Origin of the sequence: Brevibacillus sp. IT-7CA2, from assembly GCF_949767855.1 — a bacterium.
Taxonomy (GTDB): domain Bacteria; phylum Bacillota; class Bacilli; order Brevibacillales; family Brevibacillaceae; genus Brevibacillus.
This window is the reverse complement of the sequence record NZ_CATKQT010000002.1, coordinates 107792-130923: the sequence shown is the minus strand read 5'-3', so window position 1 is coordinate 130923 and position 23132 is coordinate 107792. Positions and strand designations below refer to the sequence as shown.

At 46.4% G+C, this 23132-nt stretch carries 19 protein-coding genes; 9 read left to right on the top strand and 10 right to left on the bottom strand.

The window, feature by feature from the left end; genetic code table 11:
* Window positions 1-4 precede the first annotated feature (4 nt).
* From ACM6JA_RS01575 to ACM6JA_RS01545, 7 genes are all read left to right on the top strand, one after another.
* On the top strand, window positions 5-1153 hold the full coding sequence (locus ACM6JA_RS01575) for a hypothetical protein (RefSeq protein ID WP_414850868.1): 1149 nt from the start codon (window positions 5-7) through the stop codon (window positions 1151-1153).
* Between the two features lie 20 nt (window positions 1154-1173).
* A complete protein-coding gene (locus tag ACM6JA_RS01570) occupies window positions 1174-3978 on the top strand; it encodes a discoidin domain-containing protein (RefSeq protein ID WP_414850867.1) in 2805 nt (934 codons plus the stop codon).
* Window positions 3979-4015: 37 nt separating this feature from the next.
* Window positions 4016-5161, top strand: a complete 1146-nt coding sequence (locus ACM6JA_RS01565) for a discoidin domain-containing protein (protein WP_414850866.1) — start codon at window positions 4016-4018, stop codon at window positions 5159-5161.
* Window positions 5162-5164: 3 nt separating this feature from the next.
* Window positions 5165-7321 (top strand): hypothetical protein, encoded by a 2157-nt coding sequence (locus ACM6JA_RS01560; protein ID WP_414850865.1) that lies wholly within the window; start codon window positions 5165-5167, stop codon window positions 7319-7321.
* Complete coding sequence (locus ACM6JA_RS01555; RefSeq protein WP_414850864.1) at window positions 7321-9810, top strand: hypothetical protein; 2490 nt, start codon at window positions 7321-7323, stop codon at window positions 9808-9810. Before ACM6JA_RS01560 ends, ACM6JA_RS01555 begins: the two co-directional genes overlap by 1 nt.
* An 86-nt stretch (window positions 9811-9896) precedes the next feature.
* Window positions 9897-10250 (top strand): hypothetical protein, encoded by a 354-nt coding sequence (locus tag ACM6JA_RS01550; RefSeq protein ID WP_173618347.1) that lies wholly within the window; start codon window positions 9897-9899, stop codon window positions 10248-10250.
* Between the two features lie 220 nt (window positions 10251-10470).
* Window positions 10471-10767: a hypothetical protein gene (locus tag ACM6JA_RS01545; RefSeq protein ID WP_414850863.1), complete on the top strand. Its 297-nt coding sequence runs from the start codon at window positions 10471-10473 to the stop codon at window positions 10765-10767.
* Window positions 10768-10849: 82 nt separating this feature from the next.
* Here ACM6JA_RS01545 and ACM6JA_RS01540 read toward each other — a convergent pair whose 3' ends face one another.
* From ACM6JA_RS01540 to ACM6JA_RS01520, 5 genes are read right to left on the bottom strand one after another with little or no spacing between them, the layout of a single operon-like run.
* On the bottom strand, window positions 10850-11986 hold the full coding sequence (locus ACM6JA_RS01540) for a M20 family metallopeptidase (RefSeq protein WP_414850862.1): 1137 nt from the start codon (window positions 11984-11986) through the stop codon (window positions 10850-10852).
* Between the two features lie 12 nt (window positions 11987-11998).
* A complete protein-coding gene (locus ACM6JA_RS01535; protein WP_007717384.1) occupies window positions 11999-12799 on the bottom strand; it encodes an ABC transporter permease in 801 nt (266 codons plus the stop codon).
* Window positions 12796-13638, bottom strand: coding sequence for an ABC transporter permease (locus ACM6JA_RS01530; RefSeq protein ID WP_007717381.1), 843 nt, complete (start codon window positions 13636-13638; stop codon window positions 12796-12798). Before ACM6JA_RS01530 ends, ACM6JA_RS01535 begins: the two co-directional genes overlap by 4 nt.
* Window positions 13639-13641: 3 nt before the next feature.
* Window positions 13642-14736 carry an ABC transporter ATP-binding protein gene (locus ACM6JA_RS01525; RefSeq protein ID WP_414850861.1) on the bottom strand — a complete coding sequence of 365 codons (1095 nt, stop codon included), beginning with the start codon at window positions 14734-14736 and terminating at the stop codon, window positions 13642-13644.
* Window positions 14737-14744: 8 nt separating this feature from the next.
* On the bottom strand, window positions 14745-15863 hold the full coding sequence (locus tag ACM6JA_RS01520) for an ABC transporter substrate-binding protein (protein WP_414850860.1): 1119 nt from the start codon (window positions 15861-15863) through the stop codon (window positions 14745-14747).
* A 228-nt stretch (window positions 15864-16091) separates the two neighbouring features.
* On the opposite strand from ACM6JA_RS01520, the gene ACM6JA_RS01515 reads away from it, so the two are divergent.
* On the top strand, window positions 16092-16853 hold the full coding sequence (locus tag ACM6JA_RS01515; protein ID WP_414850859.1) for an IclR family transcriptional regulator: 762 nt from the start codon (window positions 16092-16094) through the stop codon (window positions 16851-16853).
* A 238-nt stretch (window positions 16854-17091) separates the two neighbouring features.
* Window positions 17092-17631, top strand: a complete 540-nt coding sequence (locus ACM6JA_RS01510; protein WP_414850858.1) for a hypothetical protein — start codon at window positions 17092-17094, stop codon at window positions 17629-17631.
* Between the two features lie 35 nt (window positions 17632-17666).
* Here ACM6JA_RS01510 and ACM6JA_RS01505 read toward each other — a convergent pair whose 3' ends face one another.
* The 5 genes from ACM6JA_RS01505 to ACM6JA_RS01485 all read right to left on the bottom strand — a co-directional run bounded on the left by ACM6JA_RS01505 (window position 17667) and on the right by ACM6JA_RS01485 (window position 23073).
* Entirely contained in the window at window positions 17667-19139 is a 1473-nt protein-coding gene (locus ACM6JA_RS01505) for a PLP-dependent aminotransferase family protein (RefSeq protein ID WP_414850857.1), read from the bottom strand.
* Between the two features lie 70 nt (window positions 19140-19209).
* A complete protein-coding gene (locus ACM6JA_RS01500; RefSeq protein ID WP_007717358.1) occupies window positions 19210-19917 on the bottom strand; it encodes an ABC transporter ATP-binding protein in 708 nt (235 codons plus the stop codon).
* Window positions 19918-19931: 14 nt separating this feature from the next.
* Window positions 19932-20708, bottom strand: coding sequence for an ABC transporter ATP-binding protein (locus ACM6JA_RS01495; protein ID WP_414850856.1), 777 nt, complete (start codon window positions 20706-20708; stop codon window positions 19932-19934).
* 21 nt (window positions 20709-20729) lie between these two features.
* Window positions 20730-22013 (bottom strand): branched-chain amino acid ABC transporter permease, encoded by a 1284-nt coding sequence (locus ACM6JA_RS01490; protein WP_007717353.1) that lies wholly within the window; start codon window positions 22011-22013, stop codon window positions 20730-20732.
* 13 nt (window positions 22014-22026) lie between these two features.
* Window positions 22027-23073, bottom strand: coding sequence for a branched-chain amino acid ABC transporter permease (locus ACM6JA_RS01485; RefSeq protein WP_173618357.1), 1047 nt, complete (start codon window positions 23071-23073; stop codon window positions 22027-22029).
* Window positions 23074-23132 lie beyond the last annotated feature (59 nt).

The window sequence follows — 23132 nt, the reverse complement described above, 5'->3', positions numbered from 1 at the left end:
TTTTATGAGTGTGGTTTCTCTGCGTAAATCGGGGTTTCTCTTCGAAGATTCCTTCGATTCTCTTACCCTCGATTCCAAGTGGAACATGACACCAAATGATTCTTCAAGGTGGTCGCTAACTGACGCACCAGGCTCGCTCCGTTTAAAAGGCGGAGCTGAGCCACTTCAACTCTTTTTAGACACACTTACCCCCGTGAAACAATTCGTCCTCGATATGAAAAATTCATACAATCCGAAAGCTTCTGGAAGCACAGGTGGATTGACTGTTTTCATCAACCACAACGACTTTTTCCACATCGAAGAATATTACGATGCATCGCAAGGCACTGCGAAAACCTTCCCCTGGCTCCGGTTAGTACGCGATTACAATACTTACACCGCCTATTGGTCCGAGGACGGCGTCATCTGGAACATCATCGGTACAGAAGAATTCAATCGCCTCGCCCCCAAAATCGGTATGTTTCTCAACAGCAGCGCTACAGACGACTATCTGGACATGGAACACGTCCGCGTTTTCTCCCTCCCCACTCTCACTGTCTCAAACCTCTCTCCCGGCACCCGCGTGGAGCTGCTAGATTCCAAAGGAGCTCCTGTCGACTCCAAAACGTGTCGGACAAGCCAAACATCCATTCAATTTGATTTGACTCAGCATCCCATTCCTTTTACAGGTTCCCTTCGTTTTATTGAGGCAGACGGAAAAACAACCATTAGCTCCAGCGACCAGATGGAAATGTGGGGCGGAGACGAATACGACTTTTCCCCCTCCCCCACCCTCTTTTTTATCGATGGCGAAGGAAATGAGGTCCCTCTGCAAGACAACACAGAGGAATTTCTCGGTCATATGCTCCAAGGCCAGTACAAAGAAGTGAAAATGATCGCCCGAAATACGATGCGTCATGGAACCTTTACAGGTATCCAAGGCGTTCTCACCTCCTATGCAGGTACCGATCAGTACAAGCGGCTTGTAGATGTTGCCACAGACAAAAACGGTGTGCCCGGCACGTGGGGCGATTCCTTCACCCTGCCAGATACTGCGGCAGGAAATGAACAAGTTTTCTGGACGCGGATTTCCCGAGAAACCGATCCATCCCTTATAGATAAAACGACGCATGTCCATTTCGGGCTCAATTTGTCCGCCGTTTATACCAAATAAATCGAAAAGGAGCTGAACGTATGTCGGTCAGAATCACCCGAACAGGCACCGAAGTCGTCCTCGATCATAATGAGTTGGCCAACAAGGGAAAGCGTACCCATGCCGAAATTGACTCCTACCTCCATGAGCTGGATGATGCCAGAGAAGATAAACCGAGCTTAAAGGATAAATTCCGTGAGCTAAAAGAAAAAGACGATGAACAGGATCGTCAGCTTGATGCAGTGAAAAGTGATGTTTCTACCTTTCAAACGCGGCTAAATACGTTATCGTCAACGGTCAGTGCGGCAGAAGCGAAAAATCAGACACAAGATCTCCGTCTTTCGCAAGTCGAACAAAAGAATGCCCAGCAAGACCAAGCCATTTTGAAGCTGCAAGGCGATGTCTCCTCTAACCCGAACGCCGAGGTGGTCGCTGCACGTAGGGATCGGGATGGGAGGTCTTTTCCCAGTCTGAAAGCTCGGTTGGATGACATGCAGGGGAAGATTGGTGGGGGTGGTGGGGGAAATAACGGCGGAGCCTCGAGCAGTTCCTTTGATTTACAGACCCCAATCAATATTTTGCTGAATACCTTCCGTGATGCGGAAACACATAACAGACCCGCCTATCGTCAAAACAACATGTATGTAGATGTATTTAGCGATTCCTCAGGAATTGATATCGAAAAGTCATCTTCTTTTGGGATTATAAATGGTGCTGTCTTACCCGGACTTCACGATACAAACATCATCATGTCCAGTCCTACTGAACCCGCCCCTTATCACGTAACCTCGTCTAGTGAAACATCTGGTTACCCTGGGTGGATGGGAATCAACGGAAATTTAACTGATTTCTATTATTCAGATGGAGCGACTCCTCCGGCAGAAGGTCATTGGTGGCAAATTGACTTTTTCGTCCCTAAAATTATTACTAAGCTCGCAATCCGAGCTGTTGGAATCTCAGCTGGACAGTACGGTCTTGCCACGTTTACTCTGCAAGGTTCACAAGACAATACCAATTGGACAGATTTATACGCAGGATCTCATGCAAACACAGGTTCAGAGTTAGAACACAGATTTACTAATACCTCTGCATACCGCTATTACCGCCTGGCCAAGCTTCGCAGTTATCGTAGTGTAAACCCGGTAATTTATACCGGTTGGCACGAAATTAAATTTTATGAAATTATTGACGCTGTTACCCTAGTCACTAAGGCAGTTAATGTTGGCCGCTCTCCAAAGAAGATTATTACAACTGCGGAATATACTGACGCGGTCACCTTCGACCTGACCCTTGATGGAACAACTTGGGTAAACAACATCGATTTAAACAAGCTACTCGATACCTCTTCACTAAAAGGTACAAACCTCCAATTACGAGCGAACATTCCAGCTACTGGCAGTTTAAAATCTTTAGGATTTACTTGGTATGACGATAGCATGCTTGTTGAGATGCCAGGTAAAGAAGGGGGAGGTGGGGATCATAGCAGTACCAAACCGTTAGTAGACGTTGTTGCTGCTACTAATATTTTGCGTAATGCTTATCGCACTTTAGAAGGTGCGAATCAGGGAGCGTCGGTTCGGCATAATTTGTATGCAGATGCATTTGTAGATACGTCTGGAATTGATACCTCAAAGTCCGAATCCTATCAAATTGGAAACGGAAAATTCATCAAATCAACAGGCGCCGTTTATAGCTGGCAGACACTAGGTGTACAGACTGCTTCTTCTGTTGGAGATTACAACGATAAAAATACTGCCTATCGACCATTCAAAGCAAATGGCACCACATCAAACTATTCTGTTGAAAAAATCGCAGATGATAATGCCGCTGTATCTTCAGGCGGATATTCTGATTACTGGCTTCAGAGTGGTACCAGTGCTGACTTATTCATGAAATGGGCGACACCCGTAAAAGTATCCAAAATTATTCTTTGGATGAACGGCAGTTATGGCGTTGATCACAACTATTGCGATCATCAAATCTTCGTAAAAAACCCTTCAACAGGTAAATGGGAGGCTATTACACCAAGGATTAATCTCGCTTCCAAGACCGATAAAGGAGTACATGGCGACGGTTCGTGGCACTACCCCATAATTCTGGATTATCTCATTAATGAGGTCAAAGTAACGGTATGGAATAAAAGCGGTTATATGACCGTTACTGAGGTACAAATACTGCAAGCATCTGATAAAAATCCTGTCATGGTTTCCAAACCGATTCCATTGGCAAAAGCTCCGACCCATCTTTTATTGGATGCAGAGTTTGAGGGCAACGTCAGCATTGATTTGTCATTCGATGGAGGAAACACGTTCACAACTGGTTTTCCGTTGAATCAGTTGGTTGACTTAAGCACTTTCCTACCAGGTAATTCTCTTGTCATTCGAGCCAATCTTAGTGATAAAGCAGTCCTCAACAGCATTGGCTGCATTTGGTATGACAAAGACACTCTACCCACCTATACAGATACGGTAGGAGGTAGTTCACCTGGTAAAGGTAATTCAATGATTCAAGTAGAAAAATATGGCGTTATCGCATCTCCTGTTTCTCCTTTAGAAGTAAATATCAACATCCCCTACACTTCTAACTATAAATTATCCCCTATTGAAGTTCTGAAATTTGCCTCTGGTGAACAAAATTTCACTCTCGAAATTGCATCCTTTTCCAATAACGAGGCCTCTAACTTTGACCATGACAATTATATGGAGCTGGATGGTACATTACGGCTTAAAACCGACTACTCGATTGAATTGACAGAAGACGTAGTGCTTCCATCTGGTAATTGTGTGTACTCTTTTACTCTGGATGTTAATCAATACTCGAGTATTGAGAAAATCAAGGTGACTTGAATCGTCCAGTGTTTGAATATAAGGAGGTGTACCGTATATGCCAGTACCCGCAACGACAGGACAAAAAAGAACAAAAGTTTTAGACATGCAGATTGGTGATTATATCGTCTGTGAATATTGGCAAAACACCGCAGGATCAACGGGAAGCCTTAGCTTACTTGGCACAGCTACTCGTGGTGAAATTCCAGTCACCGGTATGACAGCAGCACCAACCAGCGGAAACGGTGGAACGTTTTATTTTGTCAAGGTAGATAAAGGATTGTTAATTGGAGACAGAGTTGTAAACCACTCCATTCCATGGGACGCTTTAAATACAGGAAGGCTTATTCAAGGAATAGCTTGGAATAATGGAAATATCATCTCTGCCATGACAGGAGACACAGCTCCCAGTGGCATAGCCAGTGCAAATAGTAGCTTATCGAATAGTCCTCCATGGCATTCTTTTGATGGAGGTATAACCAATGCTTGGCACTCTGCAAGCGCTCCATCACCTGCATCTCCAGAATGGATTGCTTATGAATTTACTGAGCCAAAAATAGTAAAGAGGTACGATATTCTTGCATACTCATCAGCAGACCCTGCAAGACCAAGAGTATGGACTTTTGAAGGATCGAATGATGGAACAACCTGGGATGTACTAGATAGAAAATCAAATAGCACATGGACAGACAAGATAGAGATTGTCATAGACAACAAGACAGCCTATAAAAAATATAGAATACACATCACAGAAAGGGTGGGAACCAATACTTATGTCCGCATAGGAGACATCAGAATGTATGAAATGGCAGGTATTATGCGGAGCTTAACAGGTGGAGTTGCTTATGCAGATGCAAATGGAAATAAAACCTTAGATGCCAGATTAAGTGATGGGGCATGCTTTCCTGTAAACAACGAATATGAAAGATATTTAATGGGATTTCCTCAGAGCATGATAAGAAATGGATATACATTGGATGATGTATTCCATTACAAGGTACTTTTTACATGGACGCAAGATACCACTTTGACAGGTTCCCGTATATCAAGTACAGGAACTACCGAAAATCAAGACAATACTTATCGTGTTATAAGAGGAAATGAGAATAACTTTCCAATATGGAAAGGTCTGGGCATGGGGAATTCATCAATAGCTTATGCGAGTACAGGTTTTCGGCCAGTATTTGAATACAAGGAGGTGTAGCCTATGACTACAATTGGAGATCAGTTACTTACACCAGAAGCGGGATGGAGACGATATGAGAATGACAGTCCAGCCATTTCATATATAGGCTCATGGGTTGTGCAACCAAGTGCTGGTTCTGGCGGAAATGCCATTTATGCTGAGAGGAGTGGCAAAAATAAAGTCAAGTTTAACTTTTATGGACACAAGCTAAGAATTTTAGGTGTGGCTAATGCTGGGTATCATCCAGACCTAAGAATAGTAATTGACGGCGTAGAAGAAAGCTATAGCGCCATTGTTGGGGCTCACAATCAAAGTGCTATCCTTCAATACGAGAAACTAGGGCTAGAATTTAAAAAACATTCTGTTGAAATTTACAACAATGGTGACGGGTTCTGGTGGTATCTTGATGCCATTGATATTGATGCTGATGGTCGGCTTTTCCATCCTGATGAAGTAATAGATGTTAAAGATTTAACTGTAGGAAAACGTATTCGTTTTAACTACTTGGCACCTGCTGGTGCGTTTGGAACCATATCTGTCGGAAAAGAAATGTCAGGACTTCTTCCCAATGCTCCTGCAACAAGTGCAAATGGTGATGGGTATTTCATTATGTACGGTACAAATCACAAAGGTGATAAATTGCTGATGGCTGACCGCAATATCCAAATCATTTCATGGGATGCCTTAAATACAGCAGGGATTGCAAGCGGAAGCGGGCTGCCAATAAAAAGCCTGCACACCACTCCAGGATTGTCTGGGTATTCTTCTGCCGTGTGTAACGTTTCTGCTTCAACAGAGTATGACACAGCCAGTTATCAAGCATGGAAGGCTTTTGATGGATCGGAGACTACGTACTGGACAAGTACTGCTGCTACTGAAAGAACAGAAGAGATTTTAAAGATCGAGTATTCAACGCCAACAAAAATTACTTCGTATTATCTATATGCAATATACAGTCCGAAAAAATGGGTCTTCGAAGCTTCTCATGACGGAACTTCATGGGATATCTTGCATACTGGAAATGAAGTATCAAGCTGGCACGGTCTTAAAAAGACCTTCTCATTCAATAATGATAAAGCTTACACACAATATCGCATCAGAGTATCAGAACGTTTTGTATGGAACGGACATTATTATGTCGGCTTTTATACTGCCCAATTGTTCACATCCTCTGATATAGAAATAACATTGCGACTGCCGACAGGTGGAGTAAATGCATCGGATAAAGACAACGAATGGGATAAATACATGACCGATGATCGCATCTGGAATAACTTGAATCATGGTTCATGGACAAGTACTACTGATCAATCCAACTCAAAGGCCCGCGTAATTCGGGGTTATAACGGTCTCATAAACTGGACATCTGGTACAACAGACCTTACAACCCCAGGTAGAGGCTTTCGTCCTGTTCTGCTAATTGAGTCAATAAATAATAGATTCCTCGTACAAGACGGTACAGACGTGAAAACGTACACTTCTTCCGGCTGGGAAACCGTTGGTACTACTCCCCCTACAGACGATATGTTTCTAAATAAAGGCATGCTCGACCTCTCTACATGTGCCCCTTACTTGAAAGATTTAATAGACAAATCCACCCTCAAAATCCTTGTTTCGAAACCTAAAAGAGAGCCCACAGTCGCTCATCTCACTGGAGTTCCTGTACCAAGAATCGTGAAAATGAAACATGATACTAGCTTTCTTGGCGTTGCTAAAATCAACTCTTTAACCTTATCAGGCACAGAGAAAGGTGTTTTAAGAGTAGCAATAAGTACGGACAGTGGAACAACATGGGGAGCAAAGCAAAAGGATGGTTCTTGGACCACAGTTGATGTTAATAACTCCATTGATTTCAGAGCAAAAGCAATGACAATAGACGATTTCAATCTCATCCAAGACTGGGACGAGAAGTTAGGCCAAGCAAGAAACTTGCGATGCGCATTCTACTTCGAACAGTCTTCAACCGCTGATGAAACAAGTTTAGACTCCCTTACCATGGATGTAGACTTACTAGATTCCTGGGACATGGCGATGCCCGGAGTAGACTACAAATATGGATATAACCGAAATACCAATCTACGCGTCCTTTTGCTGTCAAATGGAGACTACAAAATAAATGTTGGCTCTGGCGGCGGCAATGGCTCCACGATAACAGAGGTAGATGGAGGTACATTCTAATGTCACTACCAATCAAATTCAAACGAGGAAAAGAAACGAATTTACCTTCCTCCGCTCCTGCTGGGGAACCGCTTTTTACTACAGACACGCATAAACTATTTATTGGGACTGGTACTGGGATTACAAGTGTCGGGGCTGACCCAGCATTAAAAGACCGGATCGATTCGATCGAAAAACAGCGAAGTACCATTACTTATACGCACCATGAAGATTTTAGCAACCGCTCCCGTATTGATTATGATAAGACTACGGCAGCGGTTCGGACAAACGCAGTCAGGGTTGCCAAAACGGCTTCTTTTCAAGAGAGCTTTGAAAATACCAATAACTACGATAGTATCAATTCCACTAACATCTTGTTCGATACTTCGAACCAGAAAGCATCAATTGCCCCCGGGAATTCGGAAGGAATCCTCTATACCAAGCCTATTCCTGTTAAAAGCTCCGATACCGTCACGATAAACGCCAATACTGTCCTTCCTTCAACAATGGCATTTTCTAACTCGGAACGTCTTACCAACGATGATACTCGCTCCTACTTCCAGCCAATTGCATTTACAGATCGAACGAATCGGACATGGCATGTCGCTTTCCTAAAAACAGAGGGAGTTTATTATCGAGTTGAAAACCCGGATGGCTCGCTTGCTTTTGAGAAAATATCTCCTACTCCATTCAGTCCTAACTTTGATCCTGCTTCAACTAATGGAAGCTATGTACCTGATGTAAGTTTCGTAGTCGATTATAACAACCGAGTTTGGCTCGGTGTACCAACAAGCAAAGAAAATTTCTATAGGCACCTTTACCTTGGTTGTATTAATAGCGACGGAAGTTTCCATAAGGACTGGGTATTACACCATTCCACAAGTGGTGGAGACGTATATAAGTCTACCTCTCTTTGTGTAGACAAAAATAATCACATATGGTTCGGTTGGACATATGGAACCTATGGCCTTTATATTGCAAAATTCGATAGTGAAATGAATACTTTGATACCAACATTTCTTCTACCAGGAACAAACAGTAATGGTCTTTTGATTAGCCTTAGCCTTTTTTACGATAGTGATCAAGAAGCGATTGTATCCATACATCATACACTATATATGAATGGAGTCTTCCTCACAAAAATAAGCCTTACTGGATCTCCCTTACAGTCCCCAAAGCAACTAACTATACAACGCTTCAATGACTCCCTAGCTACTTATTTTGACCCAGATACACGTAGAATTATTATTGCCGCCGTACAAAATGCCAGTCCTAGCTCTATTTACGTTTGCACGATAGCTCCCCTCTCAGGCACCTTACTCCAAGCAAAAGCACTTCCCAGAACTGCCGATCGTATTCATAGTTTGGTGAAAGACGGAAATACCTATCGCTTCACCTACGACACCCAATTAACAGGAAAAATCTGCTCCTTATCAGTGAATGCAGACACTTTAGAGATCGCCGATGACGAGACTCTCGTGACGAATTTTAAAGGCAGCCTCTCCTATGTATATAAGGATTCCAATCAAAAAATTCGCTGTGTCTACGCATCTACCGCCTACAGCAAAAATCTGACAATGATGCGGAGCGATTTTGTGTCTACCTCTTCGTCATTCTCTATGGAAATTTCTCCAGACCATGGGGCACAGTGGCTCCCTGCTTCAAATGGCCAAGAGATAAAGTTTTCATCCCCAACTGATACGATCAACCTTAGGATGAAGCTTGTAACACCAACTGTAACCATGACTCCAGAGATAACAAAATTCAGCCTGACAATCGGTGGAGAATCAGGCAATCTCACTCAAGAATTCGTCAGTAATCGTCTGCCAGCTGTATCTCCCATTCTTAATGTAGTGTTAACAGCGGAAGAGGATCAGAAGCATGGTACAATCAGTTGGTTTATTACCAATGACGGGGGATTTAATTGGATTCCCGCAACACTAAGTAATCAAGTTACCTTCCCGAATCCAATCAACTCAGATCTGCGAGTAAAAGCTGTTATTCATTCCCCGGATGGTGTCTTCGATAGTCCTGTCATCCAGAGCTTCACTGTCCTCTCCTCAAATCTCGTTACCGATTTTACGGCAAAAACAACCACAAACCTAACCGTCACCATGTCCGCCGACCAAACCCTAACCGCCCCCGACACCTTTACCAAAATCAATTTCAACACAACCACCCACGACGAACTACAACAATTCGATAAAAAACTAAATCGCTTTATTGCAAAAACACCCGGCGACTTCCTAATCGTCGGCTCAGCTCGCATCAAAAGCCCAACAACCTCACCCAACGGACTGCATTTAGACGTCCGAATCAACGGTCAACTCCATAAAGTACTCAACAGCATCGTTTCCTATTCCAACCATGCCTGGTGTTTAAACGGCTCAAGCATCGTCCGTTTACAGCCCGGCGACTACGTAGAGCTTTTCGGCTACTCCTTCTCTGCCAACAGCGTCATAGAAGCCCTCCCCGCTTATTCCTACTTCCAAATCAAGCAATTGTGGTAGCATTTTCACCCAAAACACCGTGAGAATTTCCCCAAACTGTCTACTCTATATATAGACCTCACAAGAGAAAGCGGGTGAATAAACGGATGATCCAAACACTACTCAACTCTTCCACTCTCCCTTTGGTAGTATCCAGTGTGCTGACGGCAATCGTCACCTATCTGGTTGCTCGCCACAACAACAAGAAAGAGTTGATGATTACAGACAGGCAGCAAATCTCGCAGGAAAACCAGCAAATTCGCCAGGAGCTGCGTCAGGAAATGGACAAGCTTCGGGAAGAACTCCATGTTTGGCGCAACCGTTGCATGGAGCTTGAAACCATCGTGCAGGAGTGGCGAGATAAATACACGACGCTGGTAGTAGAAAGACAACAGTTAGAGTACCGTGTCAAAGAGCTGGAGACCGAACTCAAAACGTACATGCAGGGAAGGGTCTCCTAGATGTAGCTGATCCAGCCGCATCTCCGTTTGTTCCTCATCAATGACCGCTTGGTCAAGGCGTCATCCACGAAGGTGACACCTACCTTCCTTGGGGCGAAATCTCGCCTCGCGAATTAACTCCCTTCCAAATGAATGACGGCTGGATGTTTGTCTTTCAGCCTTGATCGCCTCTGACTCCCCGAACCACGCCCCGCTTTAAAAACAAAAGGAGGAACAACCTTTGATTGAAATTGATCAGTTCATTCACAGCCTGAGTCTGCTTACTTTTATGGCGATCTTAATTGAAGCCGTAACCGAAATTTTAAAGAATGCCTTCCCCGTACTAAAAGACCGCTCCACTTACATCCTCTCTATCCTCATTGGCATTTCGCTCTCCCTCGCTTTTCAAGTCAACCCCTTTGGTCTTGAGGGCAGCGGCTACTACGTTTCTGCCGTGCTGGCTGGTATCCTCACCAGCCGCGGAGCGAACTACCTTAATAGCTTTGTGAAAAAGCTGAATACATCCTCGAAAAAATAACCTCTTTCTTCCTCACACAAAAGCACCTGCCCCGATGCAATCTCTTTCGCATCAGAGCAGGTGCTCTTTCTCTTTTATCTCTCTAAACTTCCTCTATCAACCGCGCCAACAAAGTAGCACGCGTCGATATTTCTCCCAGTTCGATCCATTCATCCGGCGAGTGGGCGTAGCCACCTTTTACACCAAGTCCATCTAGTGTCGGGACTCCACAAGCAGCAGCAAAGTTGCCATCGCTGACTCCACCTGTACCCGACTCTTCTAAAACCATCCCTAGTTCATTGATGCTAATCGATTGTGCAAGGGAAAATAATTTGCCTGTCTCTTCGGTTCGCTCCATCGGCGGTCGGCGAATGCCTCCCTTTATGCTGATATTTGTACCGGCGAGCACTGGCGTGAGTTCGCTCATTACCTTCTCAATGCGTAATGCCTCTTCCATCGAGATAAATCTCACGTCTACTTCAGCTTCTGCCGAATCCGCTACGACATTGGAACCAATCCCGCCCTTGATGACGCCCACATTGACGGTCGTGCCTTTCTCGTAATCGGTCAAGGCATGCAGAAATTGCACCTGCCTCGCCAGTTCTTCAATAGCAGAGACACCTTTTTGATGATCGACGCCAGCGTGTGAGGAAATACCGCTGACTGCCACGGTAAAATAGGCGCTTCCCTTCCGCCATGTTTTAAGTGCGCCGCTCGGTTCGGTTGGCGGCTCCAACACAAAGCTCGCCACCGAACGCGCGGCTTCTTCTTCTACCAGTCGACGAGAAGTCGGGCTGCCGATCTCTTCATCACTGTTTAATAGGAGCACGATTTTTTTATCTGCAGGCAGGCGATCCAGCTTCACCAATGCCCGCATCGCAAACATTGCTTGCAAAACGCCCGCTTTCATATCGTATACGCCAGGCCCGTACGCTTTCTCATCCCGGATCGCAAATGGTCGGCGAGCCGCCTCTCCTTCTAGCCACACGGTATCGTAGTGACCGATGATGAGGATTTGCTTTTCCCCGTTGCCCAGCGTACAACGCACCTGATCGCCATACGTCTTATTCGGGATCAGCTCTGCTACTCCCCCTGTCAGCCGTTGAAACTGCAGGGCGAACCAGCCCGCCATGCGGTCGCCCAGCTGTTTGTCACGAGAAGGCGAGTCCATGTTGACTGCCTCTTCGAGTAGCTGGAGATAGTGGGACATATTCTCTTGTACATAAGTGTGGATTGACATAGTGCCTCTTCCTTAGTGAGATTGTGAATTGAGTCCGAACAGGCGCTCTAGTCCGTACACTTTTTCCAACAAGACGATGAACACCAGACTCAACAGGATGACCACCGAGGAAATCGAAGCCACCAACGGGTCAAGTGTTTCCTGCATATAGGTGAAAATCGCGAGTGGCAGCGTCGTCGTATCCGGTGCCACCAAGAATAAGGAAACCGTCACATTGTCAAACGACGTCAAGAACGAAAAGATCATCCCCGACACGATGGCCGGACGCAACAGTGGCAACGTAATATCCCAGAACACCCGAAACGGATGGGCCCCCAGCATGTATCCCGCTTTTTCCAACGTATAATCGAACGAGCTAAGCCCTGTGAGCACCAGCCTTACGACATACGGAATCGAGATCAGCATGTGCGCCAGCAAAAGCCCCGTAAACGTCCCTGCGATACCAATTCGCGTGAAAAACAGCAACGCGGAAATCCCGATAATGAGCGAAGGAACGGTAAGCGGAGAAAGCATCAGTGCGTTGATGATGCCACTCCCACGAAACTTGTATTTGGACAGCGCGAATGCAGCCAATGTCCCTATGAGAGTCGCCAAAATTGCCGTTACCGTAGCTAGCTTAAGACTAAACCACAGCGAATCGATGAACTCCGGTCGATCCAAAATCATTTCATACCACTGCAACGAAAACCCTTCCGGTGGAAATCCGAGATATCCTGCTGCGGTAAAGGAGCTCGGGATAATGACCAGAAACGGCAGATTGACCAAAACAAGCACAAAGAACGTGATGAGTCCGAGTACGTTTATTTTTTTCATGACGCAAACACCTCTTTATACCGCTTGGTTTCAATCAGCTTCGTATACAAAGTCACCAATAGGATCGTGCTGCCCAGAAGCAGGAAGGCAAGTGCCGCACCCAAAGGCCAGTTCAGTGTCGCCATGATTTGCTCATAGGCGATGACAGGCATGACCTTCACGGACGTTCCCCCCATCAAGGCAGGTGTTACAAAAGCGCTCATCGACAAGCTGAACACCAGTGTCGTACCGGCAATAATCCCCGGTAAGCACAAGGGCAAAGTCACACTGAAAAACGTACGTGCGCGGGAAGCCCCCAAAATCGACGCCGCCTTATTCAGGGACGGATCGATGGCATACAAGCTGGTTGCAATCGCCAGAACCATGTAGGCAATAAAGGAATCCGTCAGACCGATCACAATACCCAGCTCGTTGTACAACAGCCGTAATGGTTGATCGATCAACCCCAGACTGATCAACGTTTCATTGATCCACCCTTTTTCACCCAAAACCACTACCCAACCGAAGTTGCGAATCACAACACTGATGAGGTGAGGGGCCAGGATTAGCATCGTGACGATTCCACGCATTTTCCCTGTAGCCTGCGCCATGTACATCGCTACAGGAAATCCGAGCAAGAGGCTCGCCAGTACCGTCCAGAGACTCACACGAATCGTCCGCCACAGAATCTCCAAGTAGTACGGATCTTGTACAAACAATAAATAATTGTGCAAAGAGAATGCCTGATTCTCATCCTGAAAGCTAAGCAAAAGCATCATCATCATCGGGATGATGAATACTCCAAGCAGCAAAATCATCGCAGGTGCTGTCAACAACGTAACCGAGAGACGCTTACTCATCCGTCATCCCCTTCCTGCGGGCATGACCAGTACGTCGTCCGCGTTCCATTGACAGTAAACCGTTTGACCTTCTTGGCGGTCCACCGAACTATCGGTCATTTGGACTTTTACCGAAAGCGTATGCTCCCCGACCTTGACCTCACATTCTGTGTACGAGCCCAGGAAGGAGGCAATCTGCAAATGTCCTTTTACCCGATTCGCTTCCTCACTGATTGCTGTATCGGCCAACTTGATTTTCTCTGGTCGGATAAAAATGATCACTTTTTCATGGAGTGCCACTGTTCGCTGTTGCTTCGCCGCCTTCACTAGCATTCCACCAGTCGTACGCAGCGTGAGTACATCCCCGTCAATTCCGATGACTTCCCCTTCCAAACGGTTCGTCTTACCGATGAAGGTATGTACGAATTCAGATGCGGGCTGATTGTAAATCTCCAGCGGTGTACCGATCTGCTCCACGAATCCGTGATTCATGACCACGATGCGATCAGAGAGCGCTAGCGCCTCTTCTTGGTCATGTGTAACGAAAATAGTCGTAACACCGATTTCGTGATGTAAGCGCTTTAACTCATCGCGTAGCTCTTCACGAAGTTTGGCATCCAAGTTACTGAGCGGCTCATCCAAAAGCAGGAGTGACGGCTCAATCACAAGCGCTCGTGCAATCGCAATCCGCTGACGTTGTCCGCCAGATAGCTGATTCGGGAAGCGGTCTGCTACGTTTGGCAGCTTGACCAGCCCAAGTACACGATTCACACGCTCTTGCATTTCTTGCTTGTTCACTTTGCGTAATTTCAAGCCGTAAGCGATGTTTTCCGCCACAGTCATATGCGGGAACAGCGAGTACGTCTGAAACACCATTCCTAGCTCCCGTTTGTACGGAGGCACGCCATTCATTCGCTGCCCCTTGATCAAGAGGTCTCCGCCATCCGAGTCCAAAAAACCGGCAATCATATTCAAGGTCGTGGTCTTACCGCAACCAGATGGGCCGAGAAACGAGATGAATTCGCCTTGCTCCACCTGCAGGTTGAAGTTTTGAACCACGACATTGCTTTGAAATTTTTTCATGATGCCGCGCAGTTCAACGTCAATCACCTTGGTCACGTGAATACCTACTTTCCTGTTTTAGGTGCGATTTCTTTGTTAAAGCGATCCAGCCAAGCAGATGTTTCCTTACTCACTACGCTATAGTCGAAGTTAACAACCTTTGTACGATCGAATTCCAATGTTTTCGCTACATCGTCTGGTAGCTTCACAGATGTTGCCGGATTGTAGTACAGCTTCGTTGCGTACATCGTTTGAATTTCATCTGTCAAAAGGAAATCGACGAATGCTTTTGCCGCTTTTGGACTCTTCGAACCTTTTACCAGCGTAGCTACGTTCGGTACGATGTTTCCGCCCTCTTCAGGGAAAACGAACTCCAATGGTACGCCTGCTTCTTTTTGTGTCAAGCTGCGCGCCATTGTCCAAGTGGTGTACGCTGCGCTCTTGTTTTGCAGATTTTGCTGGAGCTGTGCTGCACTCTTCGCAAAGGTCGGCATGTATCCTGCAATCGTTTCCATTTGTTTGAAGCCCTGTTCCATATTTTTCTCGGACCCGCCATTTGCGTACGCTAGCATGATCATCGCAGAGCGTCCGAAGTTGCTCGCTACGTCTGTCATCGTGATGTAGCCTTTCACTTCAGGCTTAGCCAGGTCATTCCAAGACTTCGGTACAGGCAAGCCTTTTTCTTTTACCAGGTCCGCATTGTAGGAAATCCCCATCGGCGTGAAGTTTACGACTACACCGCTATCCTCCGTCACACGCAAATCTTCCGGTACGTTTTTCATGTTCGGGATATCTGTTGCGGATACGGCTTCCCATAGGCCTTCTTGACGACCTTTCTCTTGCTCGCCGCCCTCAACGATGGTCAAGTCGATTTGCGGAGCATTTTTCTGTGCCTTAACCTTCGCTACGATGTCCGTAGAAACCCCAGAAACATAGGTCAGCTTTACATTCGGATACTTCTCGTTAAACTTCTTGAAGACTTCATCCTTCATCATCTTTTCAACGGTCGCGCCGTTTCCTGCTACTACCAGAGTGTCTTCCAACTGAGCTTGTGCTTCGGTGCCGCTATTGTTGCCAGCAGCCGGTGCAGGAGCAGATGTTTGCGGCGTGGAGGAGCCACATCCAGCCAGCAAGGAACCAGTCAAAGCGAAAATGGACAAGACGGATAATGCCTTTTTCTTCATGTAAGTTCGACCCCCGATTGTCTATTTTGTTCACGAATAGAGAACGATGTTTCCTATTAGAGAACGATAATGTTATACTAGCATAAAGATACTGACTATTCAAGGTAGTCGTACTAGAAGCATCATTGCCCCAATTACAGGCTTGTCAGCATTCTTTCTAATGGTAAAATTACTTCAATCGAGACTCTTCTTTTAGAGGGGCTACTGTACGTTAAAGGAGACGTTTGTATGGACCAAGTATTGTCTTCTGTTCGAAATGGCTGTCGGCTGTTAAAAATATTTCTCGATTCGCCAAAGGAACTCGGAGTAACGGAGCTCAGCAAAAAGCTCCAGCTGTCCAAGGGAGCTGTTCACAAGCTCCTGTCCACGCTGGAGTCTGAAGGCTTTATCCGCCAAAATGAAAAAACCAAGCAGTATACGCTTGGCTACACGCTTTTGGAGCTGGGCACTAAGGTGCTCACGAATCACGATATCGTTGATTTTTCCAAACCGTTCTTAGACCAGCTTGTCTCACGGACAAACGAATTGGCAGTCTTATGTGTACAAGATTCCAAGGACGCGATCTATGTAGCCAAAGAGGATTCTCTTCATCCTGTTCGGTTTACCGTAGAGTCCTTTCGGCGTTTTCCTCTTTACTCTACCTCCGCCGCCAGGGTTTTGCTCGCCTATCAACCGGAGGAGTTTCAGGATGAGATTTTGCAGGAACATCCGCTGAAAAGCTACACGCCTCATTCGTACACGTCGGTCGAGCAAATCAAAGAGGATTTGGTGACGATCCGCGAGCGGGGCTATGAAATCAGCTCCAATCGACGCAATACAGGCGTGACCGGAATCGCTGCCCCGATTTTTGATTCAACTGGACACGTAACTGCATCCGTCAGTGTCATCGGTCCCTCCGACCGCGTGATGCCGAAACAAGAAGAGATTTTACAAGAAACGCTAGCGACTGTACGTGCGATGTCAGCTCAGTTAGGGTATCGAATGTCTTGAAGCTAGCTTGAGTTGCCATGAAAAAACCTCCTGTTCATCAGTCTGCTCTGATGACAGGAGGTTTCTCTTTATGCTGACTCACTTGTTTTGCCAATTATAACGGCTCAATCCGTTCACTTGCTTTTCACTCGGTATAGCTATGTTAAATTTTTCATCTTGAGGAGAAACGGTTTAGTTATTTTTTCGTCCTACTAATTGTGAAAAGTATTACGCGCAAATAGAAAGGAAATGACACCCTATGAGAAAAACATATTTGCTGCTTTCTTCTTTGTTATTCTGTGCTTTGTTTGTTACTGACGCTCATGCAGCTTCACAGCAAGGAACGGTTGCGCCTGTTCCTGCCCAAGTAATTGTTCCAACAAGTAGCAAGGATAAACTAGGAAATACCATTGAAAAATCAATGGCATATGTGAAAACGTTACAGGTGAAAAATGGAAAACTATTCGTCTCGCTTGACTATATTCAATGGTTTTTCGGTGAGGCAGCAGTAAAAGCTTATCGTCAAGATCACCCATTAGAAAAAGAGGACTATCCAATGCCATATTACATTCGTAATAGCAGTCCTAAAATTAGATCGTTTGAAATTTCTCCGAAGGCTTCCTTTACTCTTCAAACCAACTCTACACAAAAAGATGGGAATTTCCATTGGAATGAATCAGTAAACACCGATACTTTTAAAAAGTTTGTGCTTTCCAAGGGGATTCCTTATCAGATACCATTCCACATTGAAGTAACGAATGGAATCATCACAAAAGTTACAGAACAGTACGTCCCCTAATTATTAGCAGCACTCCCTTTTTGGGATGCTGCTTTTCATTTTTGGATTGGGTTTTTATTTTCCCATTCCACTTGCAAATAAGGCTCCCATGCACGTTTTAGTAAACGAATGCCACCCACAATCTCCTCGATGGTCTGCCCTCCGAATCCGAACTGAAAAGCTGGAAGTCCATTTTCCTGCGGATGAACCCATTTATGTGTGGTTGGATAGACACGTACGCCTGATGCAGCCGCAATTTGCGTCAACTGTTGCGGAGTGCTCTCACTTTTCACTTCTACCGTCACGGACAACCCGGCATCCTGACCTTTGATCCGGATATACGCCCCTAGCTGTTCCTGCAAGCACTGAAGCAACGCCCCATGCTTTTTGCGGTAAAGCGTCCGCATCTTGCGAATATGCCGCTCCCAGTCGCCATTTTTCATGAACAGGGCCAGCGTCTCCTGATGAATACGTGATGCCGACTGGTCAAAATCCGCCAATTTCTCTTGAAACACCGCCAATAACGCTTGGGGCAAAACCATATAGCTCATCCGAATGGACGGCAGCAAAGCCTTGGAGAACGTCCCCAAATAAATGACGCGTCCCTGCGTATCCAGCCCTTGAAGGGAAGGAATCGGCTTGCCATGATAGCGAAACTCACCATCGTAGTCATCCTCCATGATGTAGCTCCCCGTCTGATTCGCCCAGTGTAGCAGCTTTAGCCGTTTGGCATACGGCATGACAATTCCAGAAGGGTCCTGATGAGACGGCGTGATATAAACCAGCTTGGCTCCACTCTCACCAAGCACTTCCAAATCGATTCCATCCTCAGCCAGCCTGATCGGGCGCACATCATAGCCCAAATGGGAAAACACGGCACGAACACCGTTATAGCCCGGCTCTTCCATCGCAACAGCCTGTCCTCGTGTTCCGAATAAGAATCCCAATAAGCTGATCATCACTTGCGTTCCCGCACCGATCACAATTTGTTCCGGCGTAGCTTGTACACCCCGAGCTCGTCCGAGATAGCGTGCGAGCTCCTCCCGCAGCTGTGGCTCGCCTTGTCGGTCGCCGTAGTAGAGCACATGCTTGTTTTCTTCCTGCATGCATTGGTTGGTGTACTTGCGCCAACGGTCAAAAGGAAAATGCTCGGCATCTACGCGCGCTTGATGAAAATCATATTGGACCGGGACTGGTGAGGGCGTAGGTGGAGGCGTTTGGACGTGAGCCGGTTTAATTAGTTGCTGCCCTTTCCCTGCGGGTACAGGCACTGGCCCATCCCAGTCCACATCGACCACATAAAATCCGCTGCGTTCCCGACTCTCGATGTAGCCTTCTGCCATGAGCTGGTGATAAGCGCTCTCGACAGTCGTTTTACTCACTTGCAAAAATCCGCTCAATGCCCGAACTGAAGGCAGACGCGTCCCGGAGATCAAGCGCCTACCTTGGATTTCTGTACAAAAATAGCGATAAAGCTGTAGATAGAGAGGCTCGCTCCCTTCTACAAAGCGGGGACTAATATCTAGCAAGCTACCTCCTCCTCGCTGACCAAATGAAAAACCGACGGAGACAAAATCCCCATCGGTAATCACGTTTTTATTACGCCAAATACGCCTCTCTTACCTGCGGATTCATCAATAATGTCTGGGCGTCGTCTTGCAAAATAATTTCGCCTGTCTGAATCACATAACCGCGATGCGCGACAGACAGCGCCTGATTCGCATTTTGCTCGACCAAGAGAATCGTCATGCCTTCCTTGTTCAGCTCTGTAACGATGTCAAAAATCTGCTCCACCAGAATCGGCGCCAATCCCATCGACGGTTCATCGAGCATGAGAATTTTTGGCTTCATCATGAGTCCACGAGCAATCGCCAGCATTTGCTGCTCGCCCCCGGACATCGTGCCACCTTTTTGACTAACCCGTTCCTTCAGTCGTGGAAAGTAAGCAAAGGCACGCTCGATTCCTTCTTCAATCACCTTTTTGTCGGATACACTGAAGGCACCCATCTCCAAATTCTCGCGTACGGTCAATTTGGGAAAAATACGGCGGCCTTCCGGAACGTGGGCGATTCCTGCTAAGGCAATATCATGTGTACGCATCTGTGTAATGTCTTTGCCATTAAAGATGACTTTTCCTTCTTTGGCACGGGTCTGCGCACAAATCGTTTTCAACGTGGTCGATTTCCCTGCCCCGTTGGAACCAATCAGCGTCACCACTTCGCCTTCGTTTACCGTTATGCTCAATCCTTTTAATGCGTGGATGCCGCCGTAATACGTATGAACGTTAGTCAGCTCAAGCAATGCCATCGATTTTCCTCCTTCTACGACACGTCCGACGCACTTTTTCCGAGATAGGCCTCAATGACGTTAGGGTTGTTGCGGATTTGTTCGGGTGTTCCTTCTGCAATTTTTCTCCCGTAATCCAGCACGTGAATGTATTCGCTAAGTCCCATGACCAGCTTCATATCATGCTCAATCAAGATAATCGTCAAATCGAGCTCTTTTTTCAGCCGACGAATAAAATCCGTCATCTCAACCGTCTCACGAGGGTTCATCCCTGCCGCTGGTTCATCGAGCAAAATAATTTGCGGATTAGTCGCCATCGCCCGGGCAATTTCCAATCGTCGTTGCAACCCGTAAGGCAGACTCCCTGCTGCTTCATTGGCAATATGCGCGATCCCGACATACTCCATGAGCTGATAAGCCTCGACGCGCGTCCGCTCTTCCTCCTGGCGTACACGTTTGGAGTTGAACAAGATTCCGAGAATTCCAGCCGATAAGCGGCTATGCACACCCACCATGACATTTTCCAATGCCGTCATTTCTTTGAACAGACGAATGTTTTGAAAGGTACGGGTGATACCCCGACTCGCGATCTGATCAGGACGAAGCTTCTTGATGCTTTTGCCATTCAGCAGGATTTCTCCCTCGTCTGGCTCGTAAAATCCGGTAATCATATTGAAAAAAGTCGTTTTTCCGGCCCCATTCGGACCGATGACCGCCGTAATGCTTCCTTTTTCGATGTCAATCGAGACGTCTTGATTGGCTACCAAGCCACCAAAGCGCTTCGATAAATTTTTTGCCTCTAACAATGCCATGCTCATTTCCCTCCTCGTCCGCTATGACTGTTTTCCAGAAGTCAATTGGGACAGTCTGCCGAGAATCCCCAGCTTTTCTTTGCCAAACTCGCTATTTTTGATCGCATCGAGATCGTTTTTCTTCCGTTTGGCCGGAATCAATCCGTTAGGGCGATACAAGGCTACGAGAATGAGCATGATTCCGAAAATGAGTCGCTGGAACTTGGATGGGTCCAACTGGTTGGGTAAACTGATGAGCCCCGAATTTTGCAAACCGTGCAGGAAGTTGGAAAATTCTTTTAACAGCTGTACCTGCAAGATCGTGACAAAAGCGGCACCAAGCACAACGCCTGGAATGCTGCCACTACCACCCAGAATGACCATGACCAATATCCCGATCGATTCCATCAGCGTAAAGGAGGTCGGATCGATAAACGTCTGCTTGGCCGCAAAGATAACACCCACGACACCAGCGAAGGAAGCACCCAAGGCAAATGCAGCCAGCTTGGTATTCAACAGGGAAATCCCCATGGACTGGGCAGCCAGCTCATCCTCACGTACCGCAATCCATGCACGCCCCAAACGGGAATGCTCAAAGCGTATATTCGCCAACACGATAAAGGCAATCACAAACAACACGATGAAGTAAAAGTAAAACGGCGTCCCCATCTTGATCCCAAACAGCTCAGGAGACGGAATCGGCGTGATTCCCTGCGGACCGTTGGTGATGTTGATGGGCTTGTCCAGGTTGTTGAAGACAATGCGAATGATTTCACCGAAGCCCAAAGTCACGATCGCGAGGTAATCCCCTTTTACTCTGAGAACTGGCAATCCTAACAATATTCCGAAAACAGCAGCCACAATTAATCCGACTATGAGAAATGGCCAAAACCACTCACCGGAGAGCGGGAACAGATTCCCTGCAATAAACTCATTCGCTTGCGAGGTCGAGAAAATCGCGTACGCATAAGCTCCAGCAGCAAAAAATGCGACGTAACCCAAGTCAAGCAGACCAGCAAAGCCTACTACGATATTCAAGCCCAAAGCCATCGCTACGTAGATGCCTACCTGTGAAGCTACCTCCATGTAGTAACGGTTTTCACCGGCTACCAACGGAATGATCAGGAGGAGAACGATAGCGCCAATCGCCATTTTGATCGACTTGGAGGTATTGGTGTAATAGACAAGCACAATGGAAGAAAGAATGCCGAGAAACGCGATGACCGATTTATCCATGAGGTACAACGCGGCAGAAAAAGCTACAATCCAGATCAACGTGAATACGAGCGGAATGCCTTTGAACGATTTCCAAGCGAGATTTGCCATTTATTTATTTCACCTACACTTTCTCTTTTACAGCTTCGCCAAACAGTCCTTCCGGCTTGAAGAGAAGCACGAGAATCAAAATACTGAACGCAAACACGTCTTTGTACTCTGCACCAAAGGCTCCGTTGGTCAACGGCCCCATAAAGGCACCGGACAGGGATTCCAGAAGACCGAGGAGTACGCCACCGATCATCGCACCACGCAGGTTCCCAATCCCGCCGAGTACGGCAGCTGTAAATGCTTTAAGACCAAGAATAAAACCGATATACGGATCGATCGTCCCGTAGTTTTGCGCAAACAGAACACCTGTCGCGCCACCCAGACTGGATCCAATCAAAAACGTAAGCATGATTACTTTGTTTACATTTATGGTCATCAGCGAAGCCGTACTCTGGTCTTGTGCGACGGCGCGCATGGCGATTCCCCACTTTGTTTTATTCACAAACAACGTCAACGCAATCATCATGACGATCGCAATTACAATTACGATCAATCCTTTTGTTGGAATCGTTGCAATACTTCCTAATGGAATCGAGCCTGTAAAAAGAGCGGGACTGTTCAGATAAAACTCATTACGAGCTAGTGCTTCTGTAAAACGTACGAGGTCCTGCAGCAAAAACGATACGCCAATCGCTGAAATCAACGGCACAAGACGAGGTGCTCCGCGCAATGGTCGATAGGCAATTCTCTCAATTCCTACCCCCAAAGCACCAGTTAATACCATGGCAATTATGAGTGTTATGAAAAGTGCGACAAATGGATTCATACCTTCAAGTGCCCCTAGCGCATCAGAGATCAATAATACCTCTGTACCGATAAAGGCTCCGACCATGAAAATGTCTCCATGGGCAAAGTTGATAATTTCCAAAATCCCGTAAACCATTGTGTAGCCTAAAGCCACGACTGCGTACATAAATCCAAGTGTCAATCCGTCAACCAACACCTGAGGCAAAATGTTGATCATGCTTTCCCATCCCTCATTTCTCTTGTAAACTTGTACAAATTTTCTGCATTCATTCCGCTGACTAGACTTGTTTTCTCGTGGAAAAGGGGCCAACACCGGCGTGCAGCCCCCTATCCTGATATGAGGCATGGGAGTGTGTGCGCGTTGTGTGGTGT

What these genes read in the sequence shown, in the direction of transcription:
- ACM6JA_RS01575 (WP_414850868.1), top strand. Translation starts at nt 5, where the DNA reads ATGAGTGTGGTTTCTCTGCGTAAATCGGGGTTTCTCTTCGAAGATTCC.
- ACM6JA_RS01565 (WP_414850866.1), top strand. Translation starts at nt 4,016, where the DNA reads ATGCCAGTACCCGCAACGACAGGACAAAAAAGAACAAAAGTTTTAGAC.
- ACM6JA_RS01540 (WP_414850862.1), bottom strand. Translation starts at nt 11,986, where the DNA reads ATGTCAATCCACACTTATGTACAAGAGAATATGTCCCACTATCTCCAG.
- ACM6JA_RS01535 (WP_007717384.1), bottom strand. Translation starts at nt 12,799, where the DNA reads ATGAAAAAAATAAACGTACTCGGACTCATCACGTTCTTTGTGCTTGTT.
- ACM6JA_RS01490 (WP_007717353.1), bottom strand. Translation starts at nt 22,013, where the DNA reads ATGGCAAATCTCGCTTGGAAATCGTTCAAAGGCATTCCGCTCGTATTC.
- ACM6JA_RS01570 (WP_414850867.1), top strand. Translation starts at nt 1,174, where the DNA reads ATGTCGGTCAGAATCACCCGAACAGGCACCGAAGTCGTCCTCGATCAT.
- ACM6JA_RS01550 (WP_173618347.1), top strand. Translation starts at nt 9,897, where the DNA reads ATGATCCAAACACTACTCAACTCTTCCACTCTCCCTTTGGTAGTATCC.
- ACM6JA_RS01520 (WP_414850860.1), bottom strand. Translation starts at nt 15,863, where the DNA reads ATGAAGAAAAAGGCATTATCCGTCTTGTCCATTTTCGCTTTGACTGGT.
- ACM6JA_RS01555 (WP_414850864.1), top strand. Translation starts at nt 7,321, where the DNA reads ATGTCACTACCAATCAAATTCAAACGAGGAAAAGAAACGAATTTACCT.
- ACM6JA_RS01495 (WP_414850856.1), bottom strand. Translation starts at nt 20,708, where the DNA reads ATGGCATTGTTAGAGGCAAAAAATTTATCGAAGCGCTTTGGTGGCTTG.
- ACM6JA_RS01515 (WP_414850859.1), top strand. Translation starts at nt 16,092, where the DNA reads ATGGACCAAGTATTGTCTTCTGTTCGAAATGGCTGTCGGCTGTTAAAA.
- ACM6JA_RS01530 (WP_007717381.1), bottom strand. Translation starts at nt 13,638, where the DNA reads ATGAGTAAGCGTCTCTCGGTTACGTTGTTGACAGCACCTGCGATGATT.
- ACM6JA_RS01500 (WP_007717358.1), bottom strand. Translation starts at nt 19,917, where the DNA reads ATGGCATTGCTTGAGCTGACTAACGTTCATACGTATTACGGCGGCATC.
- ACM6JA_RS01510 (WP_414850858.1), top strand. Translation starts at nt 17,092, where the DNA reads ATGAGAAAAACATATTTGCTGCTTTCTTCTTTGTTATTCTGTGCTTTG.
- ACM6JA_RS01560 (WP_414850865.1), top strand. Translation starts at nt 5,165, where the DNA reads ATGACTACAATTGGAGATCAGTTACTTACACCAGAAGCGGGATGGAGA.